Raw genomic sequence first — 16,860 nt, forward strand, 5'->3', positions numbered from 1 at the left:
GCTCCGTCGCACGCTCTGTCGCGAGCTTGCTCACGCTCGTTCTCGCGGTTCCCTTGATGACCGCGTCGAGCGCCGGCATCGCAGCGGCGGACCCGACGTCGGCACCACTGGTGATCGAGAGCTTCGAGGCGAGCGGCGGCGCAGCGCTGACCAACCCGCAGCCCGAGGCTGACCCGGCCTACGCCCAGGACCGCGCGTACACCGCGGCTACCCCGACCGGCACGGTGGACCTGACCGCGTCGTATCGGTGCGCGAGCGACACGCTCGACTGCCCGGACGCGGTCGCTCAGTTCGTGCTGGACGATCTGCGACTCGCGTCGGGTGTCGTGGTCGGCGGCCTGGACGTTTCGCCTGTCATCACCTACTACAGCGATGCCGCCGCGAGCACAGTGACGACCGACTGGGCGAACGCGGCCGCCTTCTCCGTGGCGTTCCAGTCCGTGCTGGACGGTGGCGGTGTCGGCCTGGGTGCGGGCATCACCGGGACGTTGGAGTCGCACGTCGTCGTGGTGCAGCCCACCGGTGGAGGACCGCAGAGCGGATCCGCCGTGGTCACGACCACACCTTCCACGCCCGGTGTCGAACCGGCGCGAGTTCAGGTGTCCACCGAGTTCCCGGTGAGCTTGGCGACCACGACGTCGCTGGTGTGGGCGAAGGCCGGGTACCTGTCCGGGGTGGACGACGGAACCGACTCTCCGACGAACACCGCCACCATCACCAGCACGCTGAGCGGGGACCCCGCTGACACGCTCACCGTGAGCTGGCCGGCGTCGCCGTCGGCAGTGCCGGTGGCGGGCACGGTCGGGATGCTCAACGACCTGACGGCCGCCGCGATCTCCGCCTGGCCGGTCGGCGCCGCTCAGGTGAAGGTCACCGGATGGCGGTGGAGCGGCGCCGGGACACCGGTCGCGGTGGACCTCGGGACTGTCGCTGCACCCACCGGGGGCGCCACATCGACAGGTGACCTCTTGGCTGCAGTAGACACGGCAACCCGCTCCCAGCTCACCGGTCTGCGCCTGGTGTACACCGCCGCCAGCGGCGCCACGATCATGACGGGCGCTACGAGCGTCGTGACCCTCGAAATCCGTGAGCACGGCAGCAGCCAGTCCACGCCCGTTCCCCGAACCGGGACCGTGGACTACGTGACCGATGCCCCGGCAGCGGCGTTCGACGCGTCCTCGGACCTGAACACCCTCACCGTCACCGGTGCCGCCAGCACGTCTGCGGTCCGCGGCACCCAGACGTCGGCGACCAGCAGCGACTCGCGCTCCTTCCGGGTGTACGACCCGCGCGCATACGCCGGGTCGGCCACCACCCTGCAGGCCCTCAACGGCGGCACGGTGTACGGCGGCGGCTACGTGCTGGCAACAGCCAGCGGCACGAACTGGTCTCGGCGCGCTGTGCAGGACCTGAACGTGCGCGTGCGGCCGGACCAGCCCGCGGTCGACACCACGAATGCGCTGCTGAACCCCGACCTGCCCGCCATCGATAGTCGCGTGTTCGGTCCTGGCCTGGAGTTCGCGGGGTTCGGCGCCACTCGCACCGCCAGTGGCACCGGCGCTTCCGCTGACGGCAGCGGCGCCCTGCTCGGCGGCGGCATCGCCGGCACAGGCGCGACCGTCACCCTGACCGTCGTCGCCGATGGCACCGCACGGTCGGTGGACCTGGACTCCTCGACCCAGCAGCCGACCCTGCCGACCGACCCCGCCGTGTTCGGCCTGTCGTCCTGGTCCCAGGTGTCCGGCTTCTCCGTCCTCGTCCACAGCGACGACGCCGTGGTCCCGATGGGCGGATCGGTCACCATCCCTTACCTGCTGCACGCCGCGACCGTCGCGGCTGCGCAGACCTACGCCGACCACACCGTCGCCTCCACCCGCCTCGGCGCGGACACCTCGGCGGTCGTGCCTCGCACCGCGCGTTCCGGGAACCGGCCCGTCACCGCAGCAACCGTCGCTGTCGCAGTCCCGACGGTCGCAGTCGACGGCGCCAAGGAGCTCGTCGAGCCGTACGTGACCACGGCCGCGGGTTCGACCTCGACCGCCGTCTTGTCGGTGACGTCGCGAGCCGGTGCGTCTATGCACCTGCCTGACACCCTGACCGTCGAGGACAGCGCCCGCGCGACCGCCGGCGCCACGAACGGCTCCGCATGGTGGAACGCCCTGGCGCCCACGACGATCAGCGCGCCGTCCGGTGTGACGACCACGGTCGAGTTCTACACGAACACCACGGGGGCACCCTCGTGGCAGCCCTACACCGGTGACCTGACCGCTCTCAACGGTGCGGACACCTGGCGCGGTTTCCGCCTGAGCTTCAAGAACTCCGACTCCAGCACCTTCCCGGACGGAACGACGCTGCGCGCCCGCGTCACGTTCGCGGTCCGTGCCGGCGCCACGTGGACCGACGGCGCGACACTGCGCAACGTCGCCACGGTGACTTCCGCCGCGACCGTTGAAGGGAACTTGGTCACCAGCACCCCGGTCAACGTGTCCGACACGACGGTCGGGTTCGCCACCGGAGTCGGGCCGGGAACCGCGGCGCTGCTCAAGCAGCTGTCGAACCGCTCCGGCATCGAAGGCACCGCCGCCGCCAGCGTGGCCACGCTCAGCTGGGGCACCCGGGGCCAGCAGTTCGGTTCGATGACCGTCACGGACGCGAACGCTCTCACCGACTCGAACGACACCCCTGGGGTCAGCCGAACGAACTCGTTCTGGGACACGTTCGACCTGGTTCGCATCCGGGCTATCACCTCGGACGCCACCCGGGAGACCTCCAAGGCGTATGACCCCTACCTGATCTTCGATCAGGTCACCGACGTGCAGGTGTTCGACGTCGTCGACGGCCAATGGCATTCCCTGGCGACCCACGAGTTCACATCCGGGGCGTGGAGCACGCGGTCAGGAAACCGCAGCGACGTGACCTTCGGTGGCACCAACTCTGCCGGCGCGTTCCCGTACGTGGGGTCGTTCCCCGGTGCGTCGATCGGTACGAGCTTGCGACCGCGCGTCGGCGGCGTCCGGCTGGTGTACGCCGCTCTGGACGAGACGGCCCGCGCCGCAGCAGCGGCGACTGTCGCCGGTGACTGGCGTGCCGCCCTGCCGGCCGTTCCTCCGGGTGCGGTCGCCCCGAGCGACACCCTGGTGCGTGAGGTGCAGCTTGAGGTCGCCCTGCGCGACACGTCACGAACCACGAGCGCCCCCGTGAACGACGCGTTCCAGTACACGACGAACGAAGCGGGACGCACCGTCAACAGCGCCCGCGTCACCGGGTGGTCCGGGACCGACGCCACCGGCGCCCGAACCGATCTCGGCGGTCCCGTGAACGGCGCCGGATGGGCCACGTTCCGGGTCACGCCTGCATCGCTCGGCGCGCAGGTCACCAAGACCTGGCAGCGTGAGGCGAACGGCGAGCCCCTGACCGGTAGCGAGCTGAGTGAGCTCGCCCTGCCCGTGAACCCCGATGCGCCCGATGCCGAATGGCCGACCGCAACCGTGAACATCGCCGCGCACAGCACCAGCAGCACGCGCGTGGACTCCCTCACCCTGACCGAGCCCGCCGGAATCACGGCTGGCGCCCAGCTCGACGCCGATGACCCCTTCGCGCGGTTCGCGATCACCGACATCACGATCGCGGACCTGAGCGCCGCCGGAAGCACCGCGACCAACGTGGTGCTGTTCCGGTGGAACGGATCCCAGATCACCGCCGACCCTGCGGTCGGTCGCGCCACCGCTGAGGCGTACACCGCGGCCCAGCTCACCGACGTGGTGGGCGTGCAGGTGCGGTACACCGGGCGCATCTCGACCTCGGGGACCGCGACATTGACGCTCGCGACCCAGCTGCTCGCGGCGAACCGCGTCGACGGCAGCACGCCGCAGGACCTCGTGGCCGGTGACGGCCTGCAGGTCGACGACACCGCCAGAGTGACCGTCGAGGACGCGCGGGTCTGCGCTGGAGAGACCGGCGACCCCACGGTGCCCCTCGACAGCTGCACGGGCACCGCCCCGGTCGACCGGGACAGCTCGGTCGCGTCGGTGACGGTGCACGCACCAGACGTCGAGGCGTTCCCGGCGCTCGAGGTGAACCCGGCTGATGTTCAGCGCGACGCCACGGACCCGACCGTCACCGCGACGTTGTCCGCGCAGAACTTCGGTCTGAGCGACGCCGACGAGCTCCTCGTGACGGACGCCGACCCGCGGTTCTTCAACGCCGTCCAGGCGCGAACCATCACCCTGCAGCGGCTGCCTAGCGGAGCAGAAGAGGCCGTTCTGGAAGTCTTGCTCGCTGACGAGGACCTCGACATCGGCGCTTCGGGCGCGTACACCGGAACTCAGACGTGGCAGACGTGGGCCACCCGCAACACCGTGGGTGCCACGTGGGACATCGCGGCGCTTGCCGCGTCGCACGGTGCGAGCGCCGAGCAGGTCATCGGTGTGCGCGTGCGGTTCCGCAACGTCGTCGGTGGACGCATCACAGCGCCCGGGCAGGGCTTCGGCGAGGTGACGTTCGTTGGCCGAGTCCGTGAGGAGCTGCGCACCGGTGGCCTTCCCAGCGCGGTGGGCGCGGCCGGTTGGTCGTACGACGGCGCTGAAGAGCTCGACGCGAACCCCGGCGAGACGGCCCGAGGGGTCATCAGCAACGTCGTCACCGCGGCGGCGATTCGTGACGGGATCAGCCCCGGAGAGAACAGCACGCAGGACGTGACGTTCACGGTTCACGCCGGCGCCGCCACCCTGCGCGTGCAGAAGGCTGAGGTCGCCGCCCAGTCCCGGGTGCCCGGAGACTATGTGCAGTACCGGATGACGGTGTCGAACACCGCGTCGGCATCAACTGCCGCAGACGTGACCGGTCTGGTCCTGACCGATGTGCTGCCCGAGGACGGGTCCCTGCTGTACGGCACCGCTCCTGCGGGGCAGGACCCGTGGACGGTGCAGGCCGCCGACGGCAGCGCCAGCCCGATCGGCGCCCCGACCGTCACCGCCAGTTCCGGGCTCGTGCGGTTCACCTGGGGTGACGACACCCGCCTCGCCGCAGGTCAGCAGGTCGTCGTCCTCATCTGGTTGCGGGTGGCCCCCGACCTGTCGACCACCTCGGTGGTCAACGTCGCGCGCGTGACATCCACGTCCCGCCCGCCGGTGCCAGCCCCGACCGGAACCGACGGCGGCACCGCGTGCCAGACCGGCACGTACGACTCCACCTCCGGTGAGTGCCGGGTCGCCGCGACCGGCCTGACCATCGGCGGAGCGAACGTGTACGTGTCCCAGAAGTGGGTGCGGGCCGCGGGCGCGAGTTCCGCTGTCCGGACCACCGGTGGTTCGACCGCGTGCACCCCGCGGGGCACGGGGGCGTCCGACGTGGCGTGGTACCGCTACCCGTGCGCGGTGCTCACGGAGGCCGGAGGCACCACGAACTGGCAGGTGCAGGTCACCAGCCGCGCCACCGTCGCGACCGACCGCGTCGAGCTGATCGACATGCTCTCGCAGGCGGGTGACTACGCAGCGATGGACGCGTCAGGTGCTCCCCGCGGCAGCCAGTGGCGTCCGGTGTGGGACGGGGTCGTTCCCACCTTCTCCGGCACCGTTCCTGCCGGCGCGAGTGTCGAGGTGTACACCACCACTGCGGACTACCGCAGCGGTGCACTGCCCGCGAACGGTGCGTTCGATCCGGTCCCGGGGACGTGGAGCTCCACGCCCCTGAGCCCGGGTGACACGGTCCCTGCGGTTCAGGCGGCGAAGGTCACCGGACTGAAGTTCGTCGTGAAGTTCGCCACCACGGACCTGTTCAGCTCCGGTGAGACGGTCCGGCTGCAGTGGTCCATGACCACCCCGCTGTCCGGGGTCACGGACGGCGCTGACGCGTGGAACTCTTTCGCCTTCCGCGTGCCGGCGAACGCCACCGCCGGACGGCCCGTGGACGTCACCTCCGTTCCGCTGAAAGCCGGGGCCCGCTTCCATCTGCCGGACGTCGCCGACCCGCTCGTCGCGGTCGGTGACCGCGTGTGGGTCGACGCGAACCGCAACGGGGTCCAGGACAGCGGTGAGGACGGTGTCGGCGGCGCGTACGTCGACGTGTTCGCCGGTTCCGGTGCCGCAGCGACGTGGGTCGCGAGCACTGTGACGGACGCCGACGGCTACTACCTCGTCGACGGGCTGCCCGCAGGCACGTACCAGCTGCGGTTCACCTTCCCGGGCGGCGTCGCCAACGCCACGACTCTCACGACCACGGACACGGGCGCGGACGGTGTTGACTCCGACGCCACGACAGACGCGACCGGCGTCCTCATCGCCGACGTCGCGCTGACCGCAGCGGCATCCGCGACCTCGGTGTCGGTCGACGACATGCCGACTGACTGGCTCACCGCACACCCGGACCTCACCGCTGCCTACGTCGATACCACCCGCGACGTGGGAGTTCAGTGGCGCTGGCTGTCCGTGGGCGACACCGTGTGGTTCGACGCAAACCGCGACGGGCGTCAGGACCCCGGGGAGGCCCGGGCGGAGGACGTGACCGTCGAGCTGATCTCCGCAGCGACGGACGCCGTGCTGTCCACGACGACCACGGACGCGGTGGGGGCCTACCGGTTCGACCGGTTGGAGCCCGGGACCTACATCGTGCGGGTGTCCCTTCCCGATGATCTGTCCGGGCGGTGGACGTTCACCACGACCGGTGTCGGGGACTCACTCGGCGACTCTGACACCGTGGTCCCCGCCACCAACGGCGTGGCCCGAACGGCCCCGTTCACTCTCACGCCCGGTGCCGGTGGTCGGATGCTGCCCGTAGGGGACCTCTCCGGGCAGATCTGGTCGGACGTCGACGCGGCGTTCGCTGACCCGAGCCTCGACGCGGGCCTGGCTGAGCGGCCCGTCTCCGTGGGAGACCGCGTGTGGGTCGATGTCGACGGTGACGGTATCCAGGACGTCGACGAGCCGGGTCTGGCTGGCGTGACCGTCAACCTGACCGCCAGCGGGGCACCGGTGACCGACGTCGCCGGGAACGCTGTGCAGCCGGTCATCACCGGCGCCGACGGGGCGTACTCGTTCAACGGGTTGCTTCCCGGTGCGTACACCGTCTCGGTCGACCCGGCTGCGTCCGGTCCCGCGCTCGCCGGGTACATCCCGGCTCCGGCGGGTGCTACCGGGGACCCCGCAACGGACTCCTCGGACGGCTCGACCAACTCGCGGGTTCTGGTCGGTGGCGAGTCGGACACGACGCTCGACTTCGGGTACGAGCCCTTGCGCGCCATCGGTGACACCGTGTGGCGTGACGACGACCGCGACGGTGTGCAGGACGTCGGCGAACCCGGCGTCCCGGACGCCATCGTCCGACTTCTGGACGCCACGGGCACGAACGTGCTCGCCACGACCGTGACGGACGCCGCTGGCGGGTACCGGTTCGATCTGCTCCACCCGGGCGGCTACCGGGTCCAGGTGGAGCTTGCCGCTGTCGATGCCGCCCGGTACACGTTCACGAAGGTGGGAGCCGCGTCGCGCGCTGACGCCGACTCCGACGTGATCGTTGACGCAGGCGGCGCGGGCGGCACCGCCACGTCGGCCGAGATCACCATCGGCGCCAGCCAGTCCGGGGAGCGTGCGTCGGTCACTGCGGACGCGGTCACTGCCCCGCTGATCGACCCGACGTGGGACGCCGGTATCGTCGAACGGCCGGTGAGCGTCGGTCACGTCGTCTGGTACGACGTCGACCGCGACGGGATCCAGGACACCACCGAGAGCGGTATCGCCGGGGTCGTGCTCAGTTTGACCGCCCCGGACGGCCACACGGTCGAGGACGTCGACGGCAACCCCGTGGGCCAGGAGACGACCGACACGGCCGGCCGGTACGCGTTCACGAACCTGCTGCCGGGCCAGTACGTCGTCGCGATCGACCGGATCGCGTCCGCGACGGCACTGCGGGGCTTCGCGCCCACGCTCGACAGCGCCGGCAACGACGACTCGGTCGACTCCTCGACGTGGACGGCGACATCACGCGCCCTCGTGGGTGGTGACGTGGACGCCACCTTGGACTTCGGTCTGGTGTTGGCCGACGACGTACAGCTCGCGCTGCGCAAGACAGCTGTCGCGCGTGACGCCAGCACGATCACGTGGGAGGTGACGGTCGCCTCGACCGGTACGCAGGACGCGTACGCCGGTTTCGCGGTCGTCGACGCCCTTCCCGGCGCCCTGTCCTTCAAGTCGGCGTCCGGTGCCGGGTTCAGCTGCAACGCCGAGGACCAGGTCGTGAGGTGTGACCACGACGAGGCTCTGGCCGCAGGGGAGTCCGCGACCGTGCAGATCGTGACCGGTGTGGCCGCCGCCGGGTCCGATGTCACCAACACCGCCATGGTGGACGTCGAGGGACGGGGCTACCGGTTCGAGGTGCTGTCGAGCTCGTCGAAGGCGTGGAGCGACGCTCCGGAGGCGGTGACGCCGGTGGACGACCCCCTGGCGCGCACTGGTAGTTCGGTCGGCGTGCCGATCGGAATTGCGGCGCTGCTGCTCATCCTCGGAGCAAGTCTGGTCGTCGTGGTTCGTCCACGTCCGCAGCGGTAGCACGGACGGTGGGGCCGGCGATCAACGCGGCCCCACCGTCGTGCGCACCCCACACCTCCCGAGGGCAGTACACGAGGCGCTAGTCCTGTGGGCTGAGGTGCACGGCCAGCATGGCGACGTCGTCCTCGGGCGCTCGCTCTTCGGTCATCGCCGTGAGGAGCTCGTCGACCAGAAACGCTGTGTCGAACCGTCCGTGAACGGCGGCGCGGGCCTGTGCTGCGGGCACGAGACGTTCGACGTGCTGGTACAACCGGGCGTACCCCAAGCGCAGGTGCTCCCCGCGCCGCTCGACCAGACCATCGGTGAACAGCAGGACCGTCGCCCCTCGGGCGACCGTCCGCACGGTGTCCGAACGGTGCGACTGCGCGCGCAGGCCGAGCAGGAGGTCGGGGTTGCCCGCAGCGAGCTCGTGCACCGTCCCGTTCGGGTAGATCAGCACGGGAGGCGGGTGCCCGGCGTTGGACCAGCGCAGTCGCGTGACGCCGCGTCGACGTTCCTCAGGCGATTGCTCGAGCCGCAGCACGACAGCGGTGGCCATGGAACCGACGTCGAGGGCGTTCACCGCTTCGTCGAGGTCTTCAAGGACTTTCGCCGGGCTGGCGCCGGTGGTGTAGGCGATCCCGCGCAGCAACGTGCGGAACTGGCTCATGGCTGCCGCCGCGCGGGTGTCGTGCCCGATGACGTCACCGATGACGAGGTTGGTCGACCCGTCGCGTTGCATGAACGCGTCGTACCAGTCGCCGCCTACCTCCGCTGCCGCAGCAGCCGGCACGTACCGAACGACCACGTCGAGGTCGTCGGGTTCAACTGGCTGCGTCAGAAGAGCGTGCTGCAGGCTTGCGGCCATGCCGCGTTGCCCCTCGTACAAGCGGGCGTTCTCGAGTGCCACTCCTGCGCGGTCGGCGATCTGGGTGAGCAAGGTCAGGTCTTCATCGTCGAGCTCCGGTCGGCCCTTGTCGAGGAACAGCGTGATCGCGCCGATGGTCTTGCCGCGCGCTCGCATCGGGATCGCGTACGCGGTCTCGGGCGCAAGAGAACGTAGAACGCTCCTGGCTTCGCCGGACAGGACGCCACTGATGGCGTTGGTCGCATCACGGGCCGTCACCAGGCGACCGGTGTTGAGTGCTTCATGCAGGTACGAGGTGGGCTCGAGGGCTTCCAGGCGCAAGTCGGCGTAGCGCGCCACCAGCGCCTCGAACGACGCCTCTGCGTGGGTGCTGGCGATGTCACGCAGTTGTCGCTGTTCAGTCCAGAGCGTGAGCAGGCACCATGTACCGAACGCAGGCACGAGATGGGTCGTCAGGCGTCTGATCGCGTCGTCGGTGACCAGGGTGGCAAGGTCGTCGCTGACTTCCGCCAGCACGGCGAGTCGACGCGAGGTGGCACGTGCTTGCTGTTCGGCTCGCCGGCGGGCGGTGATGTCATGGAAGTAGACCGACAGCCCGTCGGGCCCGGGCCACGCCCGTAGCTCGTACCAGCCGTCCAAAGGTGGCGGGTAGTACGCCTCGAACGACCGGGGAACGCCACTGCGGACCGCTTCGCGGTAGTTCTCCTCGAACACAGAGTCGTTCGCAGCGGGGAACAGGTCCCAGATCACTCCGCCGAGAAGCTCGGAGCGGTGGCGCCCGAGCAGGCGTTCGGCTTCTGCGTTGACGTACGCGAACCGCCAGTCGTGATCGATCAGGTAGAACGCATTGGTCATGGTCTCGAGAACCCGGCTGATCCGAGTGTCGATGAGCCGCTCAGCTGTCGTGTCGTACGCGACACCTAGAACCCGGACCGCCTCGCCGTGCGGGCCGATCAGCGCCGTACCGCGGCCGCTTACCCACCGCAGCGCGCCGTCGGGACGCTGCACGCGGTACTCGACCGCGAATGACGAGCACGTCGCGATCGCCTCGGCGAGAGCTTCTCCCACTCGCTCGACGTCGTCGGGGTGCAAGAGCGAGTTGAACGCATCGATCGTGCCACCGAAGTCCTGCGACCCGACCCCGAACAGCTCGAGGAGCTGCTCGTCCCAGTTGAGACGTCCCGACGACAGGTCCCAGTCGAAGCTCCCGACGCCAGCGGCGGTGACCGCCATGCGCCAGCGCATCCGGTCGGTCTCGTAGTCGACGGCGAGTGCGGACAGTTCGAGCTCGGAGACGGCTGCGGCAGCGAGATCCGAAAGGAGCAGCACGTCGTCACGGGACCACGCACGTACCTGCGCGTCGTACACGCACATCGCTCCGACGACCCGCCCGTCCTTGCCGACCAGCGGCACCCCGAGGTACGCACGAACGAGCCCGTCGTTCACCGCGGTGATCTCGCGAAGCCGCTGATCGACGGTCGCATCCGGCACGACGAGCGGCGTGCCCAGCCCGGCTGTGATGCGGCAGACCGAGTCCGCGATCTGTGTGCGCTGCCCGGTAGCGCCGGTGATGATGCCTCCGGCCGCGCCCACGGTCTGAAAGTCCTCGCCCAGCAATGAGACCTGCGAAGCCGGTGCGGCGAGCAGACGGGAGGCGAGCTGAGCGAGCCGCTCCAGCGCCGGGTTGCCGACCGAAGTCATGAGTCGGCGCACGGCGCGTGAACGCTCATCGATCTGGGACTGCGCGCCGGTGTCGACGTCGGTCGGCTCGCTCATCACTTCATCCTTCGGGCCACTCGGCGCAGCATAGGGGGAACCGTGTTGTCCTTGCCGTGACCCGTCACTTCGCTAATCGACCTGGACGTCAACGACCGCCGCGAGACCGGCGTCCTCGAGTTCCCGGAGTGCGTCTTCGTGCCGGGCCTTCACGATGAGCCGATGCCCACGGCTGACGTGCACGACGCTCAGCGCGGCGATCAGGTCGAGCGCGGACCGGCGGAGCGCGGTCGCCTGGGTCGCGTCGATGCGGTGCGCCCGGGGAAGTTCGCGTGCGATGGCCCGTGCGGTGGCCTCCGACGGGAGTCGCAGGTCCTCGGCGAACGTCCGCACGGCGGCGTCGGTGACGGCACCAACCATGACGATGGTCGATTGGAAGTCGAGGAACACCCGTCCTCTCGGCGCACGAGAGCCACCTTCAGGTGCTCGCCGCGCCGATGTATGCACAGGCTACATACTAGGTGGATGGCGCCAGAGGGAGCGGGCCGCGGCGCGTTGCCGAGCAGCGTCCCATGTCGACCCTGCCGACCCCACGCGTCAGGTCCTGCAGGGCCACGTGGACTGGGTCGCGGTGTCCAACTTCGCGGGCGAGCTGCGCGTGAGTGTCACAGATGCGGCCGAGGTTCTCGCCAGCCACGGGGTGCGAGTGGTCGACATACGACACGCGCCGTCCCTGGGCCCTGCGGGTTTGGCGCTCCTGGTGATGCTGATTCCCAGAGTGCGCCCGGAGAAGCTGAGAGTCGAGGGTGCCGCGGGTGACGCGTTGCGCGCTCTTCACGCCGCTGGACTGAACCCTTTCGTGCGGCTCGTCGAGTAAGACTCGCTTCAGGTGTTCGAAGCGAACTTCGCCAGCAGGCGAGCCAACGTCTCGACGTCCTCTTCGTCCCAGCCATCCATGATGTCTCGGAGCCGGGCGAATCGGAACTCGCGCGCCTTCTCCGCGAGCTCGCGACCGGCGGGGGTGAGTGCCGCCATCTGCAGGCGGCCGTCGACGGACTGCCCCTCGCGGCGAACAGCGCCAGAACGAACCGCGCGCTCAACGAAGCGACTGGCCGTCGAGTGCGCGACGAGGAGCGTGTTGGCAACTTCGCGCACCGAAGCCGGTGTCTCCCGGGACGCGAGGAGGTCGACGAGGAGAACGGTCGACAGGTCGATCTGCTGGGCACCCGGCGGGGGCGCTTCTTGGGTCTGCGCCGTGGAGATCCGGACCGCACCGTCGGCTGCCATACGATCCGGCACGCGGGGCGGGACACGGTCGATGAAGCGGCGCAGCCGAAGCAGCGCCTGGTCCAGTTCCGCGAGGGCGGGAAGTCGTGCTCGGTCGCTGACCACGGCGTCACTTTACGGGGCGAGCACGTCCTGGGGTTGCGGGTCCTCTGGCCGTTGCAGGCGAAGGCGAGCGGTCGGGCTCCGCGCGCACCGAGGAGCCCCGGCTGGAGGTCGTCACCCTTCCGCGAGCTGGGTGCCCGATACCGACCGGGTCACCTCGCCATTGTGCTCTCGGTGCTTCACGATGATCAGCCCGGTCGCATGCTCGACCTTCGAGCCGTCAACGAGAGGGGTCACGTGACCACGCCCGCGCTGCGGGTCGTCGTGCTGGACGACGACCCCGACGTCGCCACCTACACCGGGACCGTCCTCGAGCGCCGGGCGGGGTGCGAGGTGGTCGTCCTGCACGACGCCTCGGACATCGCCGGGACGCTCGCGCGGTTCGACCCCGACGTCGTCGTCACCGACATCGAGATGCCCGGGATGTCGGGGCTCGAGCTGGCGGGGGTGCTGCGCGAGCAGGCGCCGGACGTCGGCGTCGTCGTCATGACCGCGCACGTGTCGGTCGACTACGCCGTGGGCGCGCTGCGGCAGCGGGCGGACGAGCTGCTCACCAAGCCGGTGCCCGCGGGGCAGCTCGTGGAGGTCGTGCGCCGGCTCGGGGAGCGGCGCCGCGCGGTGCAGGCGGCGCGGCCGGTCGTCCTGGCGGTCGGTGCGCATCCCGACGACGTCGAGATCGGCGTCGGCGGGACGCTCGCGAAGCACCGGGCGGCCGGGGACACGGTGGTCGTGCTGACCCTGTCCCGCGGCGCGCGCGGCGGCGACGTCGAGCACCGCCAGGGTGAGGCGCTCGCGTCGGCGGAGCTGATCGGCGCCCGGCTGTTCCTGGAGGACCTGACCGACACGGAGATCCCGATGGCGGAGCCGACCGTCGGCATCGTCGAGCGGGTGGTCGCCGAGGTGCGGCCGACGGTGGTCTACACGCACACCGTGCACGACCGGCACCAGGACCACCGCGCCGTGCACCAGGCGGTGATGGTCGCCACCCGCGGCATCGGCACCGTCGCGTGCTTCGAGAGCCCGTCCGCGACGGTCGACTTCCGGCCCAACCGGTTCGTCACCATCGACGCGCAGCTCGAGACCAAGCTCGCGATGCTGGCGTGCTTCGCGTCCCAGACCGCCGTCCGGGACTACCTGGACCCGGAGATGGTGCGCGCGACGGCGCGGTACTGGTCGCGGCACGGCACCGGCGACGCCGTCGAGCCCCTGGAGATCGTGCGGGACACCGGGGGGATCGGCTCCGGCGCGCTGCACGCATCCACTGAACGCCGGACGACACCGAACGGTCCGTGAGCCCACGTCCCCTGGCGAACCGAAGAACGTGCTGGCTGAGTGGCCGCACCCCTGTCCGACGCCATCACGGAGCGCCGGCACGGCCGTATGGGTGACGAGATGTCCGGCCCATGAGTCGGATAGGCATGCTCGGAGCGTGCAACCCACTAAAGCCGTTCACCGGAGCGCCGTCCTAAGGGTGTCGATGATCGCGGGCCGTGGTCCGACGACGAAGGCACTGATCGAACGGGTGACCCGTCTCGTGGAGGGCGTTGAAGGTTTGGAGTTCAAGCTCGCCACCACCCGTGCCAAAGCTGATGCGTTGGCCGCTGGGCCCAGCGACTTGCTCGTCATCTCCGGACACGGCTGGGTTGGGTCAGATGCCGCAAACTGGGCGCTCGGTGGCCACAAACGGTGCGTCTTCGACCTGCTCGAAGCGCCAGCGCACATCGACGCGGGGATGGTCGTGATCGACGCGTGTGGCGTCGAGGTAGACAACTGGACTCACAGGCTGGGTCCTGGGGTACCCGTTGTTCACGGCTCCGTGTCTGACGAGCCGCGTGCCGTATGGAACTCGCAAGCCAACTGGTGGATCGCGATGCTAGGGACTCTCATCAAGGAGCTCGACGGGGGTCCGTGGGCGTCCGCACGCCTGCACGACACCTGGCGGCGCGTGCAGGAGACCGATGTGCCGTCCACATCGCACGAGTACCGCACGACCGTGACCTCGGGGTGACCAGTGGACGATCGCGAACCGATCGTCCCGACGGACTGGCTCGACCGTCGGGCGCCAGTCATTCCGGAGACACTGGTCGCTGCCCGACGCGTCAATCTGCGTGGCTCCGAGGCGAGTCGGGTGACGTTGCTGGTTGCGCGCAACTAGCGCACGTGCAGCTTGCGTGCCGCCCACCGCATCACCCAGCGCGCGCGGCTGCGTGGGGGAACGGTGCTGAGCTCGGACGCGCAGCAACTACCGGCGAGGGACTGGACCGTGCCGACGCGCAAGGTGCGATCGAAAGCGAGACCGCAACCCAGCGGGGGAGGCACGCGAACCGATTCCGCGAACCCCAGCGCCTGTAGACGAGGACACTGTCGTCAGCCTCGACGAGCGTCGGACCCCCGACACGCAGCGACCCGAAACCCGCCCGAGGAAGCCCGTGCCCCGCCGAGGAAGTTGTCGTGGTACGCAGAGGCGCGGTCGATCGTGCGCATCAGCCGCGGTTCGACCGCTGGACCGCACTCTCTCGGTTAGGTCACCGGAGAAGCCCAACTCCCCACTCGGCGGCTCGTTCGACCTCTCCGTCGGCCAGTGGACCGCTGACGCCGAGAACGAAGAAGTCCGGTCCCTGTGTCGCGCTGGCACCTCGTCGACGGAGCAGCTTGGCGGCCGCCTTGCTTGCCGAACCGGTGAACGCTCCGCGCGTCTTGGTGGCAAAAGTGACTACCGGGGGTGATAGACCTTGCGTCGTTGCGATCCACTCGCGAACGCCAGTCGGCGCCGGCACCGCGCCCTTCTGGGCGGCTTGAGCGCGGGTGGCCGGCGTCGGCAGGCCCAGGCTGTGGGTCGGAGCACCGACCAAGACGAGGTCAGCACTGGTGATGGCGGGCGCCGTGTCAGCTGGCACGTAGTCCACGTCCGCGCCCTGGTTCCGCAGCGCGAACGCGAGCGTCTCCGCGATGGCGGCGGTGTTTCCGAAATGGGACTCGACCACAAGAAGCACGTGCATCTCACTGGACCTTCCATGCGGGATTGCCGGCACCCACGGACTGCAGCGCGTCGACGAGTACGACTGCGGCGCTGACGAGGACTGCTACGGCGACGATGGCGGTGAGGGTGCCAGCGACACGCATCCCGAGGCTCCACCGTCGTTTCGTGGGATGCAGCGGCCCCCAGACGGTCGCCAGGACGGTCGCAAGGAGGAAGAACATCGCGGTCGCGACTGTGCCGCTGCGGTGGGCATGGACGGTGGCCATGTCGACCTCGCTAGGGCTGCCGACCGCTTCGACCGCGTCGAGCAGGGCTTCGCCCGCCTCGCCCGTGGCTACGACGAGCGCCATGCTCGCCACTGCCAGGACGATGAGCGGCCAGCGGAGCGCTCGGCGAGCGGGGACCACGGCCACGTAGGCGATCGCAGTGCAGGCGGACAGTACGGAAAGCAGCAGCGTGACGCTGCCGAGGATCGCGTGAGCCGGCATGCCTGAACCCCCTTGTGAGACATGATGTCTCATGCAGACTAGGGGGATGGTTCCGCCCCGTCAACGTCCCGCCGACGCGGCCGAGCGTGTCGTCGACGCCGCGGTCCGCCTGATCCACACACGCGGGCTAGCCGTCGGCCTGGAAGGGATCTCCCTCGAGGAAGCGATCGTGGAGTCGCGGGTGTCCCGGGCCACCGCGTACCGGCGATGGCCGAACAAGAGCGAGTTCATCAAGCAGGTACTGGTGCGCATCGTGCGCGGCGTCCGGCTTGAGCCGGAGACCGACGAGGACATCGCCGCGATCCGTGGCATGGTCAGCGACCACCACGACGAGCTCGCGACCTCGACGGGTTGGCGGACACTGGTCGTGGAGAGTCTGCGAGTCTCCACCGAGAGCGACTTTCGAAGACTCGTGACGTCCACGGCGTGGCGTGACCACCTGGCCCTGCGCGCGACATGCGCGGGTCTCCCCGACGCCGACTTGCGCGCGCTCGTGGCGAGCGAGCTCGCGGCGTCCGAACGGGCGTTCACTGAACGTCGCGCGCGTGTCTACTCGCGACTGCCCCAGCTCATGGGGTACCGACTCGTGCCGTGGCTGGACCCCGAGCCGGGGTTCGAGCTCATGGCTGAAGCGACGGGTGCCTTGATGACGGGGCTGGTCGCGCGCGCCGCAATCATCAATCCCCGTCCCGCCGTCATGATGCAGGCGTTCGGGTCGTCCGTGCGATCGGCGTGGTCGAGCGAGTCCTACGCTCTGGTCGCCACGATCCTGTCCTACCTGGAGCCGGACCCGGCGATCACGTGGGATGCGCGTCGCGTCGATGCCGCGATCACCGGTTCGTACGACCTTGAACGGGAAGCGCGCGACCTGCGCTCGTCCTAGGCGACGTACGGCGAGCT

At 69.8% G+C, this 16,860-nt stretch carries 9 protein-coding genes; 4 read left to right on the forward strand and 5 right to left on the reverse strand.

Annotated elements, in window-relative coordinates; translation table 11 throughout:
* Positions 1-56: 56 nt before the first annotated feature.
* Positions 57-8,540, forward strand: coding sequence for an SdrD B-like domain-containing protein (locus QNH85_RS02840; protein WP_282944470.1), 8,484 nt, complete (start codon positions 57-59; stop codon positions 8,538-8,540).
* Positions 8,541-8,619: 79 nt separating this feature from the next.
* On the opposite strand, the gene QNH85_RS02845 is transcribed toward QNH85_RS02840, so the two are convergent.
* The 3 genes from QNH85_RS02845 to QNH85_RS02855 form a co-directional block, all read right to left on the reverse strand.
* On the reverse strand, positions 8,620-11,163 hold the full coding sequence (locus tag QNH85_RS02845) for a SpoIIE family protein phosphatase (protein ID WP_282944472.1): 2,544 nt from the start codon (positions 11,161-11,163) through the stop codon (positions 8,620-8,622).
* A 72-nt stretch (positions 11,164-11,235) separates the two neighbouring features.
* The gene (locus QNH85_RS02850) at positions 11,236-11,553 is read right to left on the reverse strand and encodes a hypothetical protein (protein ID WP_282944473.1); all 318 of its coding nucleotides are present in this window, start codon (positions 11,551-11,553) and stop codon (positions 11,236-11,238) included.
* Between the two features lie 435 nt (positions 11,554-11,988).
* Positions 11,989-12,495, reverse strand: coding sequence for a MarR family winged helix-turn-helix transcriptional regulator (locus QNH85_RS02855; protein WP_282944474.1), 507 nt, complete (start codon positions 12,493-12,495; stop codon positions 11,989-11,991).
* 234 nt (positions 12,496-12,729) lie between these two features.
* Here QNH85_RS02855 and QNH85_RS02860 point away from each other — a divergent pair, with 234 nt between their 5' ends.
* Positions 12,730-13,785 (forward strand): PIG-L family deacetylase, encoded by a 1,056-nt coding sequence (locus tag QNH85_RS02860; protein WP_282944476.1) that lies wholly within the window; start codon positions 12,730-12,732, stop codon positions 13,783-13,785.
* A gap of 184 nt (positions 13,786-13,969) precedes the next feature.
* A complete protein-coding gene (locus tag QNH85_RS02865) occupies positions 13,970-14,500 on the forward strand; it encodes a hypothetical protein (RefSeq protein WP_282944478.1) in 531 nt (176 codons plus the stop codon).
* A 517-nt stretch (positions 14,501-15,017) separates the two neighbouring features.
* On the opposite strand, the gene QNH85_RS02870 is transcribed toward QNH85_RS02865, so the two are convergent.
* Positions 15,018-15,485 carry a flavodoxin family protein gene (locus tag QNH85_RS02870; protein WP_282944479.1) on the reverse strand — a complete coding sequence of 156 codons (468 nt, stop codon included), beginning with the start codon at positions 15,483-15,485 and terminating at the stop codon, positions 15,018-15,020.
* 7 nt (positions 15,486-15,492) lie between these two features.
* Positions 15,493-15,960, reverse strand: coding sequence for a hypothetical protein (locus QNH85_RS02875; RefSeq protein ID WP_282944481.1), 468 nt, complete (start codon positions 15,958-15,960; stop codon positions 15,493-15,495).
* Positions 15,961-16,006: 46 nt separating this feature from the next.
* Between QNH85_RS02875 and QNH85_RS02880 the strand changes: the two genes are divergently transcribed.
* On the forward strand, positions 16,007-16,843 hold the full coding sequence (locus tag QNH85_RS02880) for a TetR/AcrR family transcriptional regulator (protein ID WP_282944482.1): 837 nt from the start codon (positions 16,007-16,009) through the stop codon (positions 16,841-16,843).
* The last annotated feature ends 17 nt before the right edge of the window (positions 16,844-16,860 follow it).

The sequence above is a fragment of the Cellulomonas endometrii genome (assembly GCF_949769265.1).
Classification (GTDB): domain Bacteria; phylum Actinomycetota; class Actinomycetes; order Actinomycetales; family Cellulomonadaceae; genus Cellulomonas; species Cellulomonas endometrii.

What these genes read in the sequence shown, in the direction of transcription:
- QNH85_RS02875 (WP_282944481.1), bottom strand. Translation starts at nt 15,960, where the DNA reads ATGCCGGCTCACGCGATCCTCGGCAGCGTCACGCTGCTGCTTTCCGTA.
- QNH85_RS02865 (WP_282944478.1), top strand. Translation starts at nt 13,970, where the DNA reads ATGATCGCGGGCCGTGGTCCGACGACGAAGGCACTGATCGAACGGGTG.
- QNH85_RS02840 (WP_282944470.1), top strand. Translation starts at nt 57, where the DNA reads ATGACCGCGTCGAGCGCCGGCATCGCAGCGGCGGACCCGACGTCGGCA.
- QNH85_RS02880 (WP_282944482.1), top strand. Translation starts at nt 16,007, where the DNA reads ATGGTTCCGCCCCGTCAACGTCCCGCCGACGCGGCCGAGCGTGTCGTC.
- QNH85_RS02845 (WP_282944472.1), bottom strand. Translation starts at nt 11,163, where the DNA reads ATGAGCGAGCCGACCGACGTCGACACCGGCGCGCAGTCCCAGATCGAT.